This window comes from Methylocella tundrae, from assembly GCF_901905185.1.
Classification (GTDB): Bacteria; Pseudomonadota; Alphaproteobacteria; order Rhizobiales; family Beijerinckiaceae; genus Methylocapsa; species Methylocapsa tundrae.
The window spans coordinates 1-16,528 of sequence record NZ_CABFMQ020000083.1; the positions used below are offsets into that span (position 1 = coordinate 1).

Here is a 16,528-nt window from a genome sequence, read left to right on the forward strand (position 1 = left end):
CGGTTGCAATCAATGTGGGTCCAGTTGCAATGATTGTGGTCCCGAGCGCCGAGGCTAGTTGCAATGATTGTGGGCCGGAACTTGCGATGATTGCGATCCCGGCCGCGGATGATTGCGGTCCATTACAAATAGCCGCAGGCCCACCATCACCGGAATCTCGCGTGACGCCAACGTTAGCGAGACCAGCGACTGACAGTTGGCGGTCTTTCCGAGCGACGAGGCATATTGTGGCGCGACGCCGACCGAATGCTCGCCCTTTTTCGGCAATGCCGTATCGTCAACGATCAGCCACGCGTCGGCGCCGCCAACCATTCTGTCGGCTTCGGCGAGCAGGGCCTTCTCAAGCGGCGCGGCGTCCCACACGCCGCTGGCGATGAAGTGATGAAGCTGGTCGTAGCCGACTTCGCCGTCGCGCGCCGCCATGGGCTGGACGCTCTTGCGATCCCCCGCGCCGATCAGCCCCGCAACATAAACCGGGCACATCCGTGCCCGCGCCTTGTGTCGAAAAGCACTGAGAAAAGGCGCCAGCCACCGCTCAAGATCGGACTTCCAAATCTCGTCCATGGTCGGCCCTCCGTGACGCCGACCACCCATGAATCACGCAATGCGCGTCTCGGGAATCCCAAAAATGCACAACCCCTCAAAATTCTGCCAAAGTAGTGCTAGTCCTGCTTGCACATGGCGCTGTGAAGCCGGTCCATCAGATCAACGGCATCTTGAACGGTATCCGGATCGACCGCGGCCTCAAGCACTTCCTCGACCCGCATCATCTCGGCATTCGCGGCCTCAGCCTTCACATACCCATCGGGCGTCAAACGTGCGAGCTGGCGACGACCGTGACGAACATCCTGCCGACGCTCGACCAGCCTCAATCCTTCCAGTTTCGCCAGAACGCCCTGCATCGATTGCGGGGTGATGAAGGCTCGCTCGGCCAGGTCGGCATTGGTCTGATCCGGCCTCGCATTCAGTTCGGCCAGCACCGCATATTGGGCAGGATTGAGCCCAAGTGGCTTCAGCGCCTCCTCCATGCGCCGGTGCAGAGCATGCTGGGCAAGCTTGAGCCGATATCCCAGCAGCGGCGTCATATCTTTGTTCATTGCAATATAAGGGGCCTTATATTATATCAGGTTCCTGATACTATCATCCCACGCCGCGGAGGCAACCATGCCCAGACTGACCGGCCCCGATTTCATCGCCATCCAGACAGAAGACCTGCACGCAGCCAAAGCCTTCTATGGGGACAGGCTGGGCCTGCCTGTGCTGCAAGAAACGCCCGAATCGATGGTCTTCGACAGCAAGCCCGCTCCCTTCGCAGTAAGAAAGCCTTTGGTGGACCTGGACGCGGCTCAGGGGAGGCTGGGCTGGGGCGTTGCTCTGTGGTTTGGCTGTGATGACGCCGATGCGCTGCATGAGGAATTGAAGGCGGCAGGAATAGCCATCGCCTTTCCGCCGAAGGACGGTCCGTTCGGCCGGTATTTCGCGTTCCGTGATCCGTTTGGCTACACGATCACGGTTCATACCGCATGACGCGCTACTGGATTGGTGTTGCAAGCCGCGATCATGTCAAGGCGGCAGAGACTGGCGGGTTTTGCCAGTTCTGCCACGGGCGCGAGGCTCGCGTTCGCAAGCTCTCGGCTGGAGATGGCGTGGTCTATTATTCGCCACGTGAATGCATGGGTGAGGGCGCGCTAATTCGCGCCTTTACGGCTATCGGACGGGTGCGACCGGGTACAGCATATCATGCCGAACAATCCGGATGCTTCCACCCCTGGCGTCGCGATATCGACTATCAGCCTACAAAAGACGCGCCGATCACCCCTTTGCTCGGCCAGCTTTCCTTCTCGCGAGAGAACCAGAATTGGGGATGGCTGATGCGTCAGGGCTTCTTCGAAATTACGCAGGCGGACTTCGACACGATCGCGATCGCCATGGAATACAGATTCACCTCGCAGCAGTCGATCAACAGTCAGACCCACGGCGCCATTCCAACTGAAATCGGATAAAAGAGGAAAATCGGCGGCTCTCGACGGCAAATCGTTCGCGAAACGAGACCTTTTGGGCAGTGTGGCGGAAGAGGTGGGATTCGAACCCACGGTGGGCTTGCACCCACGGCGGTTTTCAAGACCGCTGCCTTAAACCACTCGGCCACCCTTCCGGCAATCATGACGACTCGTCCGACGACGCACGGCGAAGCTTCGTGTCTATACGCAGAACTGCGCGCGATTCCAACTGTCGTTTTGCAGGCGGCGGCGCCTGACGCAGAATGACCGTGAGCGGCGCCGGAGGTGGAGGTCAAGCGTCATAGCGTCCGAGCCGGTTCATCAGCCAAACATCCATTCGACCGCGGCCTTGAGATCGGCGACGACGGCCGTCGGCGGAGTCGGTAAATGCGTCTCCTGGCCGGGCCTATATTTGCCGGTGCGCACGAGGATTGCCTGAAGGCCGGCCGCCATAGCGCCGCCGACGTCGGCTTCCGCATCGTCGCCGATCATGACGACATGCTCCCTTGGGCGCCCCATGCTCTCGACGGCGAGCTTGAAAAAGGCGGGGGAGGGCTTGCCGAGGACCGTTGCGGTTTTCCCGGATCCATATTCCAGCGCCGCTACGAAAGGACCCGCGTCGAGGCTGAGCTCCCCGTCGCGGTCGAGGAAATTCCGATTTTTCGCGAGTGCGAAAAACTCGGCGCCATAGATAAGCTTCCGGTAGGACTTGTTCAAATTATCATAGCTGAAGCAGTCGCCCGCGTCGCCGATCACGACGGCCTCGACGCTGCCTGCCGGCAAGCCGGCAAAATCCTCGCGAAGGTCCGGGTGCACGATCAGCAAGGGCGCAATATTTTTCTGCGCCAACAGATTGCGTGCAATGCTTGCCGGCGTGAATATGTCCTCGGTTGCGACCTCGAGTCCAAGGCGCATGAGATCCTCAACGATGACGCGCCTTGGACGGCGCGTCGTATTGGTGACAAACTTCAGCGGCACGCCCAATTCCCGGATATGGGCGATTGCGTCGAGCGAGCCCGCGAGAGCCCTGGGGCCAACGCAGACAACGCCGTCTATATCAAGGAGAACGCCTTTGACGGCTTGGTCGCTTCCGGGCTTCTTCACCTGTGACACTTAATCTTCGCTTTCGTTCGACCGCGTGCGTATTTATGCAGCAATCGCGCCGCCATCAAAGTGAGCCGGCGGCCGGCGCGCCGCGAATGAAAGCCCGCATTGGCGAATTTTCTGCTATTATTTAAGTTTAGAAGCATCGAAGCTGCATATCGTTCTGAAAGCCGGATGCCGGTTTTGCAACGAAAACAATTCGAAATCGGCGGCTCGCTGAGCAAGCTGCGTTGGCGCCACAACGCAACCTTGCTTAGAGTGGTTCAAGGCGGCGTTCCCGGCTCAGCTTGCTCCGCGACTTCCGATAGAGAGTTTTCTTCCGCCCCATGACCAAAGACGACGACAAGGCCGAGCAAATCGAAAACCTGCTCACGACGCCCGATTTGGCCGGGGCGCTTGAAAGCGAGCAATTCCGCCGCTTTCTCGATCAGGTCCCTGTTGCTCTTATCGTTTCCGAGATGGCGGAGGGCGAACGCATCGTCTACGTCAATCCAGAGTTCGAAAAACTGTCCGGCCAAGCTTTCGGCGAGGTGGAAGGCAGGCCGTGGGGCGTTGTGCGCGGCCGCGCGCTGGGTGGCGACCCCGCTCGGCTTCTCGGCCAGGCCATCATTGAAAGCAGTGATCACGTCGGCTCGTTCATGATCGAGCGCCCCGACGGCGAAGAGGTCGCCGTCGAGGCTTATTCGAACACGATCGAGGACGACGCTGGAATAACCGTGTTCAGGCTCGCCGCGCTCGTCTGCGTCCATATCGACCGCGATGGCGCGCGCGAAGAATTCGAGCGGCAATTGCGCGAGAAGGACACCGCCCTGCGGGAAATTCAGCACCGCGTCCGGAACAATTTGCAGATGATCACAGCCTTAATCCGCTATGAAGCGAAGACCGCCAGCGCGGACGCGGCAGGCGGCTCTTTCGATAAAATCGCCGGCCGCATCGAGGCGCTGCAGCTGCTTTATAATTCACTCGGCGACGATCAGCCTGGCCAGGAGGTCGATCTTGGCGCCTATCTCACCCAGATCGCCTCGGCCGTCATGCGCGCTCACGCAACAGAGGGCGTGCGGCTGGACCTCAAGGTCGACGCCTATCCTGTCTCGGTCAACGTCGCCATGCCGACCGGCCTTGTCGTCAATGAGCTTTTGACAAACGCCCTCAAGCACGCTTTTCCGGGGCGCGAGCAAGGCACGATCTCGTTGCAGAGCCTCACGGACAGCGAGGGGTGCCGCGTCGTGATCGCCGATGACGGCGCTGGCCTGCCCGAAGGCGATGAATGGCCAAAGCGCGGCAAGCTCAGCGCCTTGATCGTCCGTTCGCTTCGCGAAAACGCCAAGGCCACGCTGACGGTCGAGTCGAGCCCTGGCCGCGGCATGCGCGTCACCATCTTCTTTACACGCGCCGCCGCCACGCCAGAAGCCGCGGCTTGATCGCGGCGCGGCGGAAATGCTCCGCCGCGCTTCATTGTCTTTCGTTTACTCAGCCGCCACGGCCGTAGCTGGAGAGCCAGCCGCGGCCGCGGCCTCCTCGAGATCGTTTTCTATGCCGAGCAGGGTGTGGGGCGCCCGCGCCTTCAGCACATAGAACCAGGCGACGCCGAGCAGCATGTAAACGAGGAATCCGTAGGGGAGCAGATTATAGGGATACGGCGGCGGCGGATACAGGCTGCCGACGAGGGACAGCGCCATCAGCGTCGCGCCGACGGCGCCAATGACCGTATCGCGCGTCGTGAGTTCGCCGGTTTTCTTGAGGTAGACCGGCGCTGCGATCGAGACCAGAAAATAGACAACGATAAAGCCATAAGAGGCGATCGTGCCGTACCAGCCGAAGGTGTCGACTTCGGAATTTCCGCTGAGCAGCGCGACCAGCACGAAATTGACGACCGCCCCGATCGTCACGGCGACATGGGGCGTCTTGTGCTTTTGATGCGCGAGCCCGAGAGACCTGTGCAAAATCTGGTAGCGGCCAAGCGAGAACAGGGTGCGGCCGAAGGCGTTGATCGACGCTAGGGCGCAAGCGAAGCTGCTGATGGCTGCGCCAAAATAGACAAGGGCGATGATCCAGGCGCTTTGCCCGGCGAGAATGTCGCCGAGCGGCGCGCCGCTGGCGCCGAGCTTCGTCGCATCGTCCTGGAACCCTTGCGTGATGACATAGGTCGTGAACACGAAGAAAAGTCCGGCGGACAGCGCGGTCCATTGAATGGCTTTGGGGATTACGCGCTGAGGATCGCGCGCCTCCTTGCCGAGCGAGGCGGCGCTCTCGAATCCGACATAGGAGAAAATCGCGAAGACGATCGCCTGAAGCGACTTGCCGAGATCGGCTCCCTCGAGGCTGAATTGCTTGACGTCGGGAGCAAAGCCCACATGGGCGAGCGCGGAAACGCTGACGATGAGGATAATGGCGACGGAAATTGCTTCGAGCGTCAGGCCGACCCGCGACGACAGGCGAATGTCGCGGAACGCGAACCAGAGCGCCAAACCCGACACCGCGAGATAGATGATGATGCTCGGCGGCGCCGCGGCGATCTGCAGCGTCGTCAATAGGGTCTTGATGAAAAGCGAGGTTGCGATGGTCAGCGCCATCGCAGTGAAGAGATAAGCCGCCAGCATGGACCAGCCGGAGAGCAGCCCGTAGGACGGCCCGAGCGAACGGGAGACGTAGACGAAGAAAGACCCGGCGGCGGGAATCCGCTTGGCAAGCTTGCCGACATTGAGACCGACGATCAGCAGAGCGATGGTCGCCGCGATATAGACCAGCCAGGACGCTGTTCCCGCCATGCCCGCGACGACCGCGACGGCAAGGGCGGGAGTCAGCGTCGGCGAGACATTGGCGACCGACTGGCCGAGTGTCTCGACGAAGGAGAGACTATCTTTTCGCAATTCAGACATGGAAGCCTCGCAGCTTGGTTTCCTAAAAGTGAAAAAAACTTCTTGGCAATCCATGTGCCACTGCCTGCTGCGGGATTTGGGAATAATAGTTGCTTCGAGGGAATGTTCGGAAAATGCGGCCCACAAACACGGGCGGCGGTTTTGGGCGCGCGCATCGAGACGTCATGTGCGCTCAAAGCTGCGCCATTTGCTTAAGAACGAGGCACAAGGTTAAATGCGATGCCTGAATTTCCTCACGGCCCTTCCTTGTTTTTGGACCGGGGGCGCCATAAGTTCTGCGCTTAAACGCGCGCCTGGCGCCGGCGCGCTCTCATTCAAGGGGTTTTCGCCATGGGCGGTCTTTCCATCTGGCATTGGCTTATCGTCGGGGCGGTCGTGCTGCTGGTGTTCGGCGGCAAGGGCAAAATTTCCGACATCATGGGCGATGTCGCCAAAGGCATTAAATCATTCAAGAAGGGCCTTTCGGAAGACGACGAGAAGGCTGAGGCCCAGCGGGCCGGCGAGGCCCCATTGCGGAGCATCGACCATCAGGTCGCTGGCGATCCGGCGAAGGTCTCGGAGACTCGCAAGGTCAGCTGAGCCGAGCCCCTGCGAGCAGATTCGAGTAACCGTCCCGCATGTTCGATTTCGACGCTGGCAAACTCATCATCATCGGGATCGTGGCGCTGATCGTCATCGGGCCCAAGGAGCTGCCGCGCGTGCTGCGTCAGCTTGGGCAGGCTGTCGGCAAGATGCGGCGGATGGCGGCGGAATTTCAGGGCCAGTTCATGGAGGCGATGCGGGAAGCCGACATGGCCGACGTCAAGGCTGACGTCGAAAAGCTCGCCCAAAGCGCCAAGGTCGACATTCCATTCAACCCTCTCGCCGATATTAAGAATGAGCTCAAGGGCGCGATCGACGGCGCCGCGCCGGCCGCCAAATCCAGCGCCCTTTCGGAGGCTGATCCCGCAGCCGCCCAGGCCTTGTCCCCGCCAGGCTTGCCGGCTGCCCCGGATGGCTCCGGGCCGGCGCTGAAGGAGCTGGATTTGCCTTTATCGCCGGAAGGCCCGCACGAGGGCGCCGCCGCGGATCAAAAGGGCCAGGAAGGCTCGAAGGCGGGAATAGACGCCGAGATGCAGGCTCTGGCGACCGCTCTCAAGGCTGAAATCGAAACCGCGCCTCGCCCCGAGCAGCCGCATGTCGAGGGCGATCATTCGGCGGCTCCCCTTCGGCGCGACCCATCGCTGCAAGATAATGCGTGATTTCGAGAAGGCGCCAGCGCTCGATCTCACGAGGGCGCGGACCAGGCCGCCGGCCGCGTCGCGCCGTCTCCCAGTGGATCTCCGGCCGGCGTCCGCCAACCAACTGCCCAAGCAGCAGCCTGCAAAGACGAGCCTTCGATGACCGACGCTGATATCGAGGCTAGCAAAGCCCCGTTGATGGAGCATCTGATCGAGCTGCGCTCGCGGCTCATCAAGGCGGTGGCGGCTTTTCTCGTGATGTTCCTCATCAGCTTCTTTTTCGCCAAGGACATTTATAATGTCCTTCTGGTGCCCTTTGAGCATGTCGCGGGCCCCGACGCGACACTCATTTACACGGCGCCGCAGGAGTATTTCTTCACTCAGATTCGCGTCGCGATTTTCGCCGCCGCCTTCCTCTCCTGTCCGGTGATTTTCGCGCAAATCTACGCCTTTGTGGCGCCGGGGCTCTATAAGCATGAGCGCAAGGCCTTCGCTCCTTATCTGATGGCGACGCCGATCTTTTTCGCCCTTGGCGCTTTGCTCGTCTATTTCGTCGTGATGCCGAACCTGCTGCATTTCTTCATCGGCATGCAGCAGGCAAAGGAACCGGGCAGGGCGCAGATCGAGCTTTTGCCGCGCGTCAGCGAATATCTCTCGCTGATCATGACCTTGATCTTCGCCTTTGGCGTCACCTTCCAGCTACCGGTCGTTCTCACCCTTCTCGGGCAGGTCGGAATCATCGACTCGGCCTTTTTGCGGGACAAGCGGCGTTACGCCGTGGTGCTCGTCTTTATTATTTCCGCTGTGCTGACGCCGCCCGATATTTTTTCGATGCTCGCGCTTGCGGCGCCGGCTCTGCTTCTTTACGAGCTGTCCATTGTGGCGGTGGGGATGATCGAAAAGAAGCGCATGACCCAAAGCGCGGGGCAGGCGCCGGGCGCTTAAGAACACTGCGCATCCCCCAGCCCTCATGGTGAGCGATAAGGGAGCCGCAGCCTTCGCGCCCGCATCATGGCGTTTGTTACGCTGGAAGAAATTCAATGTACGATATCAAATGGATTCGCGACAATCCTGAGCGTTTTGACAAGGGTCGGCAGAGGCGTGGCCTCGAGCCCTTGGCGGGCCATCTTCTCGCGCTTGATGACGCGCGCCGCGCGGCGATCGCCCAAGCCCAGGCAGCTCAGGAGCGCCGCAACGCCGCCTCGAAGGAAATTGGCCAGGCCATGGCCGCCAAAGACTCAGCCAAGGCGGACGTCTTGAAGGCTGAGGTCGCCGAACTCAAGACGCGGCTTGCCGACTTCGAATCGGAGGAACGCGAGGCGACCGCGGCGCTCGAGAAGGCCTTATCCGAGATTCCTAATCTGCCGCTTGAGGACGTTCCTTTCGGCAAGGACGAAAACGACAATCCCGAGCATCATGCCTTTGGCGAGAAGCCGAAATTTTCGTTCAAGCCGAAGGAGCATTTCGAGTTGGGCGAAGCCTTGGGCCTGATGGACTTCGAGACCGCGACGAAATTATCCGGCGCGCGATTCGTCGTGAACAAGGGTCCGCTGGCGCGGCTGGAACGCGCCTTAGGCGCCTTCATGCTGGATCTGCACACCGGCGAGCACGGCTACACGGAGGTCAATCCGCCGATCCTCGTCAAGGACGCGGCGATGTTCGGCACGGCGCAACTGCCGAAGTTTTTTGAGGATCAGTTTGCGACCTATGCGGGTCCTATCGACCAAAGCCGAGATTATAACGGTATGAAGAATATTTGGGCGCTAGCGCTCGACTGTGCCGAAAAAACAAGTATCGAAGAAGCGCGTAAAACTGACTTTGAATTTAGTGGATTGCAGCAGGACACCGACCGATATTGGCTCATCCCCACCGCTGAAGTCCCCCTAACCAATCTCGTCCGCGAATCGATTCTGGACGAAAAGCAGCTCCCGCTCCGGTTCACCGCCTGCACGCCCTGCTTTCGCGCTGAGGCGGGCTCCGCCGGACGCGACACACGCGGCATGATTCGCCAGCACCAGTTCGCCAAGGTGGAGCTCGTGTCGGTCACGACGCCGGAGCAGGGGCTTGCCGAACATGAGCGCACGCTCTCCTGCGCCGAAGAAGTATTGCAGCGCCTCGGCCTTCCCTATCGCGTGGTGACGCTCTGCACCGGCGACATGGGCTTCGCATCGCAGAAAACCTATGACATTGAGGTCTGGCTGCCGGGCCAGGACCGCTATCGCGAGATTTCGTCCGTCTCCCTCTGCGGCGATTTCCAGGCCCGGCGCATGAATGCGCGTTACCGGCCGGAGGGCGCGAAAAATACGCGATTTGTCTTTACGCTCAACGGCTCGGGCGTCGCGGTCGGGCGCGCGCTCGTCGCCGTTCTGGAGAACTACCAGAATGAGGACGGCTCGATCACTGTGCCGGACGCCTTGCGGCCTTACATGGGCGGCGTGACGCGTATCGAAAAAGCGCAATAGCTAAAGAGAGATGAATTTCCTGCGGAAAGGGGTTGACGGGTCAGGTGGACGTCACTAAGTTCCGCCCACCTCAGACAGGCAGTAGGCTTTTACGTTTCGGGGACGTCTCGTCCTGAACCCATTGAAGCCTAAACGCTGTCGGATCCAGCGACTGTAATGTCACAATAAAGATCCTCTGCGCGATTCCTTGCGGATTCGTCTTGGGTCGACGAGAGGCAAGACCATGGTTTGCCGTGGTCCTCTGCGTGAACCCAGCGCCGAAAGCCTTAAGAGGCTATTGGCGCTGATTTTTTCGCGTTTTTGCGTGCCGGTCGGCAGGCAAAGCGGGGATTCTGGCGATATCGCTACCTCGGCAAGGGCAGAATGGCTCTTGCCTCTAATTGTTTGGAAAGACGAAGCATGCCGACGATCAGTCAATTGATCCGCAAGCCGCGACAGGAAAAGACCTACCGGGAAAAGGCCCGCCATCTCGGCGCCTCCCCGCAGAAGCGCGGCGTCTGCACGCGCGTCTACACGACCACGCCGAAGAAGCCGAACTCGGCGCTTCGCAAGGTCGCCAAGGTGCGCCTCACCAACGGTTTCGAGGTCATTGGCTATATTCCGGGCGAGGGCCACAATCTGCAGGAGCATTCGGTGGTGATGATCCGCGGCGGCCGCGTCAAGGATCTGCCCGGCGTGCGCTATCACATCCTGCGCGGCGTGCTCGACACGCAGGGCGTCAAGAACCGCAAGCAGCGCCGTTCGAAATATGGCGCGAAGCGGCCGAAATAATCGGGCTTTCGCGTAAAGCACCATAGCCGGCCTTGCATCTTGGCCCCATTTAGAAATTGAAGTTGGACGGAGCGTAACGATATGTCTCGCCGCCATAGCGCCGAAAAGCGGGAAGTCATCCCGGACGCGAAATTCGGGGATGTCATTCTCACGAAGTTCATGAATTCGATCATGTACGACGGTAAAAAGTCGGTCGCCGAGGCGATTGTCTATGACGCCTTCGACATCATCGAGCAGAAGACCCGCGGCGAGCCGCTCGTCGTTTTCAAGCAGGCGCTGGAAAATGTCGCTCCGGCGATCGAAGTGCGCTCGCGCAGGGTCGGCGGCGCGACCTATCAGGTTCCGGTCGAGGTCCGCATGGAGCGCCGTCAGGCGCTGGCCATCCGCTGGATCATCACCGCCGCCCGGGGACGCAACGACAAGACCATGGTGGATCGCCTGTCGGCCGAACTGATGGACGCCGCCAACAACCGCGGCAACGCGGTCAAGAAGCGGGAAGACACGCATCGTATGGCGGAAGCCAACCGCGCCTTCTCGCATTATCGCTGGTAAAGAATTTTGAGCGTTTCGCGCTTGAAGGGAATTGAATATGCCGCGCAGCCATAAAATCGAGGACTACCGCAACTTCGGCATCATGGCCCACATTGATGCGGGCAAGACGACGACGACGGAGCGGATCCTCTATTATTCCGGCAAATCGCACAAGATCGGCGAAGTGCACGACGGCGCTGCGACCATGGACTGGATGGAGCAGGAGCAGGAGCGCGGCATTACGATCACCTCCGCCGCGACGACCACCTTCTGGAATGGCAAGCGCCTCAACATCATCGACACCCCTGGCCACGTCGATTTCACCATCGAAGTCGAACGTTCGCTGCGCGTGCTCGACGGCGCGGTATGCGTGCTCGACGGCAACCAGGGCGTCGAGCCGCAGACGGAAACCGTATGGCGTCAGGCTGACAAATATCATGTTCCGCGTGTTGTGTTCGTCAACAAGATGGACAAGATCGGCGCCGATTTCTATCGCTGCGTCGATGAGATTAAGACCAAGGTCGGCGGCCGTCCCGTCTGTATCCAGTTGCCGATCGGCTCCGAGTCCGATTTCAAGGGAATTATCGACCTTGTCCGCATGAAGGCGGTGGTGTGGGAAGACGAGGCGCTTGGCGCCAAGTACCATGACGCGGAAATTCCGGCCGACCTTAAGGAAAAGGCCGAAGAATACCGCCATATCCTTCTGGAAACGGCAGTTGAGCTCGACGACGATGTAATGTCCGCCTATCTGGACGGCGTCGAGCCCGATGAAGAGACGCTGAAGCGCCTCATTCGCAAGGCTGTGCGCTACATTACCTTCATTCCGGTCCTGTGCGGCTCCGCCTTCAAGAACAAAGGCGTGCAGCCTTTGCTCGACGCTGTCGTCGATTATCTGCCCTCGCCAATCGATCGCGAGGCGATCAAGGGCGTCGACGTCGACACCGGCGAGGAAGTTCTGCGCATGCCGCGCGACGAAGATCCCTTCTCCATGCTCGCCTTCAAGATCATGGATGATCCTTTCGTCGGCACGTTGACCTTTGCGCGCGTCTATTCGGGTCATGTCGAGTCGGGCACGACCGTCATGAACTCGACCAAGGACAAAAAAGAGCGCATCGGCCGCATGCTGCTGATGCACGCCAACAATCGTGAGGACGTGAAGGAAGCCTATTCGGGCGACATCGTCGCGCTCGCGGGCCTCAAGGACACCCGCACGGGCGACACGCTTTGCGACCTCAACAAGCCGGTCATTCTGGAGCGCATGGAGTTCCCCGAGCCTGTCATCGAGATTGCGATCGAGCCCAAGTCCAAGGCCGATCAGGAAAAGCTCGGCCTCGCCCTGGCGAAGCTTGCGGCGGAAGATCCCTCGTTCCGGGTCTCGACCGATCAGGAATCCGGCCAGACCATTCTGAAGGGGATGGGCGAGCTTCATCTCGACATCAAGGTCGACATTTTGCGCCGAACCTACAAGGTCGACGCAAATATTGGCGCGCCGCAGGTCGCCTATCGCGAACGTCTGACGAAGCGCGTCGAGATCGACCATACGCACAAGAAGCAGACGGGCGGCACGGGTCAGTTCGCCCGCGTCATCATTGTCTTCGAGCCGAATGAAGCAGGCGCGGGCAATGTTTTCGAGTCAAAGATCGTCGGCGGCTCGGTGCCGAAGGAATTCATTCCCGGCGTCGAGAAGGGCATCAATAGCGTTATGGGATCGGGCGTCCTCGCCGGCTTCCCTGTCGTTGACGTCAAGGCGACATTGATCGACGGCGGCTTCCACGACGTCGATTCGTCGGTGCTCGCCTTCGAGATCGCCGCCCGCGCGGCCTTCCGGGAGGCGCTGCAGAAGGGCGGCTCCGTGCTGCTCGAGCCGATCATGAAGGTCGAAGTGACGACGCCGGAGGACTATACCGGCTCAGTCATGGGCGATCTGCTCGGACGGCGTGGTCAGGTACAGGGACAGGACATGCGCGGCAATGCGGTCGTCATCAATGCGATGGTGCCGCTTGCGAACATGTTCGGCTACGTCAATCAACTGCGGTCCTTCAGCCAGGGCCGCGCCAACTACACGATGCAGTTCGACCACTATGAACAGGTCCCCGCGGGCGAAGCCGCGAAGGTCCAGGCAAAATACGCTTAAGCGGCGAGCCAAGCGCTAAGAGATTCTAGAGGAGCCATACGATGGGCAAGGAAAAATTCCAGCGGAACAAGCCGCATTGCAACATTGGCACGATCGGCCATGTCGATCATGGCAAGACGTCGCTGACGGCTGCGATCACCAAAGTCTTGGCCGAGTCTGGCGGAGCGGTCTTCACGGCCTATGATCAGATCGACAAGGCGCCGGAAGAGAAGGCGCGCGGCATCACGATCTCGACGGCGCACGTCGAATACGAGACCAAGAACCGCCACTATGCGCATGTCGATTGCCCCGGCCACGCCGACTATGTGAAGAACATGATCACGGGCGCGGCGCAGATGGATGGGGCGATCCTCGTCGTCTCCGCCGCTGATGGTCCGATGCCGCAGACGCGCGAACACATCCTGCTTGCGCGTCAGGTCGGCGTTCCGGCGCTCGTCGTGTTCATGAACAAGGTCGACATGGTCGATGACGCCGAGCTTCTTGAGCTCGTCGAGCTCGAAGTTCGTGAACTGCTGTCGAAATATGATTTCCCCGGCGACGACATTCCGATCACGAAGGGGTCGGCTCTTTGCGCGCTCGAAGGCAAGCAGCCTGAAATCGGACATGACGCCGTGCTCAAGCTGATGGAGACCGTCGACGCCTATATTCCGCAGCCGGAGCGTCCGATCGACCAGCCCTTCCTTATGCCGGTCGAAGACGTTTTCTCGATCTCTGGCCGCGGCACAGTGGTGACCGGCCGCGTCGAGCGCGGCATCATCAAGGTTGGCGAAGAAATCGAGATCGTCGGGCTGAAGCCGACCGTCAAGACCGTCGTGACCGGCGTTGAAATGTTCCGCAAGCTGCTGGATCAAGGCCAGGCCGGCGACAACATCGGCGCGCTGCTGCGCGGCACCAAGCGCGAGGACGTCGAGCGCGGCCAGGTGCTGTGCAAGCCGGGCTCTGTGAAGCCGCACACCAAGTTCAAGGCTGAGGCCTACATCCTCACCAAGGACGAAGGCGGCCGTCATACGCCGTTCTTCACGAACTACCGTCCGCAGTTCTATTTCCGCACGACCGACGTCACGGGCGTCGTCACGCTGCCCGAGGGCACGGAAATGGTCATGCCGGGCGATAACGTCACCATGGACGTCGAGCTGATCGTGCCGATCGCGATGGAAGAGAAGCTGCGTTTCGCTATTCGCGAAGGCGGCCGCACCGTCGGCGCCGGCGTCGTCGCCTCGATCACCGAGTAACGATTGCGGACAAGACGATAAGTCCCCGGGCTGGCGGCTTTGCGCCGTCAGCCATGCGGGGGCGGCATGGGACAGGGTTAAAGCCGGCGAACCGGATATTTCCGACGCAGGCCGACAGGGATTGAATTGATGAACGGCCAGAATATCCGCATTCGCCTCAAGGCATTCGATCATCGAATCCTGGATTCTTCGACGAAAGAGATCGTCTCGACGGCGAAGCGGACGGGCGCGCAGGTTCGTGGACCCATTCCGCTGCCGACGAAGATTGAGAAGTTCACCGTGAACCGTTCGCCGCATGTCGACAAGAAGTCGCGCGAGCAGTTCGAGATCCGGACGCACAAGCGCGTGCTCGATATCGTTGATCCGACGCCGCAAACGGTGGACGCTTTGATGAAGCTCGATCTCGCCGCCGGTGTCGACGTGGAAATCAAGCTTTAGCGCAAGCGGGCTGTTGCAAGAGACGAATCCCCTCGCTTGGCGGCCAAATGGCTGCGTCATGCTTGGGACTTGAAGGATTGAACCATGCGGTCAGGTGTCATCGCACAGAAGCTCGGCATGACTCGCGTTTTCAGCGACGTCGGCGAGCATGTGCCGGTCACGGTTTTGAAGCTCGACGGCTGCCAGGTCGTCGCGCACCGGACCAAAGAGCAGAACGGCTACACGGCGCTTCAGCTCGGCATTGGCCGGGCCAAGGTGAAGAACGTGTCGAAGGCGGAGCGTAGCCGCTTCGCCGTCGCGAAGGTCGAGCCGAAGCTTAAGCTCGCCGAATTCCGCGTTGAGGAAGATGCGCTGCTTCCGGTCGGCGCGGAGATCACGGCGGATCATTTCGTCGTCGGTCAGTTTGTCGATGTGACGGGCACGAGCACCGGCAAAGGTTTTGCCGGCCCGATGAAGCGGTGGAACTTCGGCGGCTTGCGCGCAACGCATGGCGTGTCGCTGTCGCACCGCTCGCATGGTTCGACCGGTGGCCGTCAGGATCCCGGCAAGACCTTCAAGAACAAGAAGATGGCCGGACATTTGGGGACCGAGCGGGTAACGACGCTTAATCTTCGGGTCGTCCAGCTCGATATCGAGCGCGGATTGATCCTTGTCGAAGGCGCGGTGCCTGGCACCGCCGGCGGCTGGATCTATGTGCGCGACGCTGTGAAGAAGGCGCTTCCGAAAGACGCGCCGAAGCCTGGCAAATATCGCCTGGCCGAAGGCGCCGTCGAGGGCGATGTCGCCGAGACGGGGACGGGAGCGGAATCGTGAAGATCGACATTACCTCTTTGAACGGCGAGGCGGCCGGGTCGATTGACCTTGACGATGCGATCTTCGGACTCGAACCGCGCCATGATCTGATCGCGCGTATGGTCCGCTATCAGCTCGCCAAGCGGCAGGCTGGAACGCATAAGACCAAGGGGCGGGCGGAAATCGCGCGCACCGGCAAGAAGCTCTATAAGCAGAAGGGCACTGGCTCGGCGCGACACGGCTCGGCGCGCGTGCCGCAGTTCCGCGGCGGCGGTCGCGCCTTCGGTCCGGTGGTGCGCTCCCATGCGCACGACCTGCCTAAGAAGGTGCGGGCGCTGGCGTTGAAGCACGCGCTGTCGGCAAAGGCGCAGGATGGCGGGATCATCGTCTGGTCGGAAGCCGCAGTTCCGGATGTGAAGACGAAGGGCCTCAAGGCCAGCTTCGCCAAGCTTGGCCTGACCAACGCGCTGATCATCGACGGCGCGGAGCCCGAGGTGAATTTCGCACTCGCCGCGCGCAACATTCCTCAAATTGACGTGCTGCCCGTGCAGGGCATCAACGTCTACGACATTCTGCGCCGGGACAAACTCGTTTTGACCAAAGCGGCGATCGACGCCCTGGAGGCGCGTTTAAAATGAGCAGCTCGAAACTCGCGCTCGATGCGCATCATTACGACGTCATCCTCGCGCCGGTGATCACCGAAAAAGCGACGCTCGCCTCGGAAGCGAACCAGGTGATCTTCAAGGTTCGCCGGACGGCGACAAAGCCTGAGATCAAGGCGGCGGTCGAAAGACTGTTTGACGTCAAGGTGACCGGCGTCAATACGCTGATCCGCAAGGGCAAGAAGAAAACGTTCAAAGGAACGCGGGGCGTTCAGTCAGACGTGAAGAAGGCGGTTGTGACCCTCGCTGACGGTCACAAGATCGACGTCACGACTGGTCTTTGAACTTTAGGATTTTAGGGAT

18 protein-coding genes, 1 tRNA gene and 1 pseudogene are annotated in these 16,528 nt (G+C 60.5%); 15 read left to right on the plus strand and 5 right to left on the minus strand.

Going from position 1 to position 16,528, the window contains the following annotated elements; translation table 11 throughout:
* Nucleotides 1-123: 123 nt before the first annotated feature.
* Both MPC4_RS11290 and MPC4_RS11295 read right to left on the minus strand, forming a co-directional pair.
* Nucleotides 124-601 (minus strand): annotated as a pseudogene (locus MPC4_RS11290) (IS701 family transposase); the annotation flags it as partial.
* A gap of 61 nt (nucleotides 602-662) precedes the next feature.
* Nucleotides 663-1,097 (minus strand): MarR family winged helix-turn-helix transcriptional regulator, encoded by a 435-nt coding sequence (locus MPC4_RS11295; RefSeq protein WP_174512618.1) that lies wholly within the window; start codon nucleotides 1,095-1,097, stop codon nucleotides 663-665.
* Nucleotides 1,098-1,164: 67 nt separating this feature from the next.
* Between MPC4_RS11295 and MPC4_RS11300 the strand changes: the two genes are divergently transcribed.
* A complete protein-coding gene (locus MPC4_RS11300) occupies nucleotides 1,165-1,527 on the plus strand; it encodes a VOC family protein (RefSeq protein WP_174512619.1) in 363 nt (120 codons plus the stop codon).
* Complete coding sequence (locus MPC4_RS11305) at nucleotides 1,524-2,003, plus strand: EVE domain-containing protein (RefSeq protein ID WP_174512620.1); 480 nt, start codon at nucleotides 1,524-1,526, stop codon at nucleotides 2,001-2,003. Before MPC4_RS11300 ends, MPC4_RS11305 begins: the two co-directional genes overlap by 4 nt.
* Before the next feature lie 62 nt (nucleotides 2,004-2,065).
* Here MPC4_RS11305 and MPC4_RS11310 read toward each other — a convergent pair.
* A tRNA-Ser gene (locus MPC4_RS11310) sits at nucleotides 2,066-2,155 on the minus strand.
* Nucleotides 2,156-2,321: 166 nt separating this feature from the next.
* The gene (locus MPC4_RS11315; RefSeq protein ID WP_244628967.1) at nucleotides 2,322-3,113 is read right to left on the minus strand and encodes a TIGR01458 family HAD-type hydrolase; all 792 of its coding nucleotides are present in this window, start codon (nucleotides 3,111-3,113) and stop codon (nucleotides 2,322-2,324) included.
* Between the two features lie 317 nt (nucleotides 3,114-3,430).
* Between MPC4_RS11315 and MPC4_RS11320 the strand changes: the two genes are divergently transcribed.
* On the plus strand, nucleotides 3,431-4,525 hold the full coding sequence (locus tag MPC4_RS11320) for a sensor histidine kinase (RefSeq protein ID WP_174512621.1): 1,095 nt from the start codon (nucleotides 3,431-3,433) through the stop codon (nucleotides 4,523-4,525).
* A gap of 45 nt (nucleotides 4,526-4,570) precedes the next feature.
* Here the strand turns inward: MPC4_RS11320 and MPC4_RS11325 are convergent, their stop codons facing one another.
* A complete protein-coding gene (locus tag MPC4_RS11325; protein ID WP_174512622.1) occupies nucleotides 4,571-5,983 on the minus strand; it encodes an APC family permease in 1,413 nt (470 codons plus the stop codon).
* Between the two features lie 330 nt (nucleotides 5,984-6,313).
* Here MPC4_RS11325 and MPC4_RS11330 point away from each other — a divergent pair, with 330 nt between their 5' ends.
* From MPC4_RS11330 to MPC4_RS11385, 12 genes are all read left to right on the plus strand, one after another.
* Complete coding sequence (locus MPC4_RS11330) at nucleotides 6,314-6,562, plus strand: twin-arginine translocase TatA/TatE family subunit (protein ID WP_134488383.1); 249 nt, start codon at nucleotides 6,314-6,316, stop codon at nucleotides 6,560-6,562.
* A 38-nt stretch (nucleotides 6,563-6,600) separates the two neighbouring features.
* Entirely contained in the window at nucleotides 6,601-7,224 is a 624-nt protein-coding gene (tatB, locus tag MPC4_RS11335) for a Sec-independent protein translocase protein TatB (RefSeq protein WP_174512623.1), read from the plus strand.
* A 138-nt stretch (nucleotides 7,225-7,362) separates the two neighbouring features.
* Nucleotides 7,363-8,148, plus strand: a complete 786-nt coding sequence (gene tatC / locus MPC4_RS11340) for a twin-arginine translocase subunit TatC (RefSeq protein ID WP_174512624.1) — start codon at nucleotides 7,363-7,365, stop codon at nucleotides 8,146-8,148.
* Between the two features lie 95 nt (nucleotides 8,149-8,243).
* The gene (gene serS / locus MPC4_RS11345; protein WP_174512625.1) at nucleotides 8,244-9,665 is read left to right on the plus strand and encodes a serine--tRNA ligase; all 1,422 of its coding nucleotides are present in this window, start codon (nucleotides 8,244-8,246) and stop codon (nucleotides 9,663-9,665) included.
* Nucleotides 9,666-10,064: 399 nt separating this feature from the next.
* Nucleotides 10,065-10,436 carry a 30S ribosomal protein S12 gene (gene rpsL / locus MPC4_RS11350; protein WP_012589627.1) on the plus strand — a complete coding sequence of 124 codons (372 nt, stop codon included), beginning with the start codon at nucleotides 10,065-10,067 and terminating at the stop codon, nucleotides 10,434-10,436.
* An 81-nt stretch (nucleotides 10,437-10,517) separates the two neighbouring features.
* Complete coding sequence (gene rpsG, locus MPC4_RS11355) at nucleotides 10,518-10,988, plus strand: 30S ribosomal protein S7 (RefSeq protein WP_134488379.1); 471 nt, start codon at nucleotides 10,518-10,520, stop codon at nucleotides 10,986-10,988.
* A 37-nt stretch (nucleotides 10,989-11,025) separates the two neighbouring features.
* Nucleotides 11,026-13,101, plus strand: coding sequence for an elongation factor G (gene fusA, locus MPC4_RS11360; protein ID WP_174512626.1), 2,076 nt, complete (start codon nucleotides 11,026-11,028; stop codon nucleotides 13,099-13,101).
* 41 nt (nucleotides 13,102-13,142) lie between these two features.
* Nucleotides 13,143-14,333 (plus strand): elongation factor Tu, encoded by a 1,191-nt coding sequence (gene tuf, locus MPC4_RS11365; RefSeq protein WP_134488375.1) that lies wholly within the window; start codon nucleotides 13,143-13,145, stop codon nucleotides 14,331-14,333.
* 129 nt (nucleotides 14,334-14,462) lie between these two features.
* A complete protein-coding gene (rpsJ, locus tag MPC4_RS11370; RefSeq protein ID WP_026606368.1) occupies nucleotides 14,463-14,771 on the plus strand; it encodes a 30S ribosomal protein S10 in 309 nt (102 codons plus the stop codon).
* 84 nt (nucleotides 14,772-14,855) lie between these two features.
* A complete protein-coding gene (rplC, locus tag MPC4_RS11375; RefSeq protein WP_174512627.1) occupies nucleotides 14,856-15,584 on the plus strand; it encodes a 50S ribosomal protein L3 in 729 nt (242 codons plus the stop codon).
* On the plus strand, nucleotides 15,581-16,201 hold the full coding sequence (gene rplD / locus MPC4_RS11380) for a 50S ribosomal protein L4 (RefSeq protein WP_174512628.1): 621 nt from the start codon (nucleotides 15,581-15,583) through the stop codon (nucleotides 16,199-16,201). Before rplC ends, rplD begins: the two co-directional genes overlap by 4 nt.
* Entirely contained in the window at nucleotides 16,198-16,509 is a 312-nt protein-coding gene (locus MPC4_RS11385; RefSeq protein WP_134488370.1) for a 50S ribosomal protein L23, read from the plus strand. Before rplD ends, MPC4_RS11385 begins: the two co-directional genes overlap by 4 nt.
* Nucleotides 16,510-16,528 lie beyond the last annotated feature (19 nt).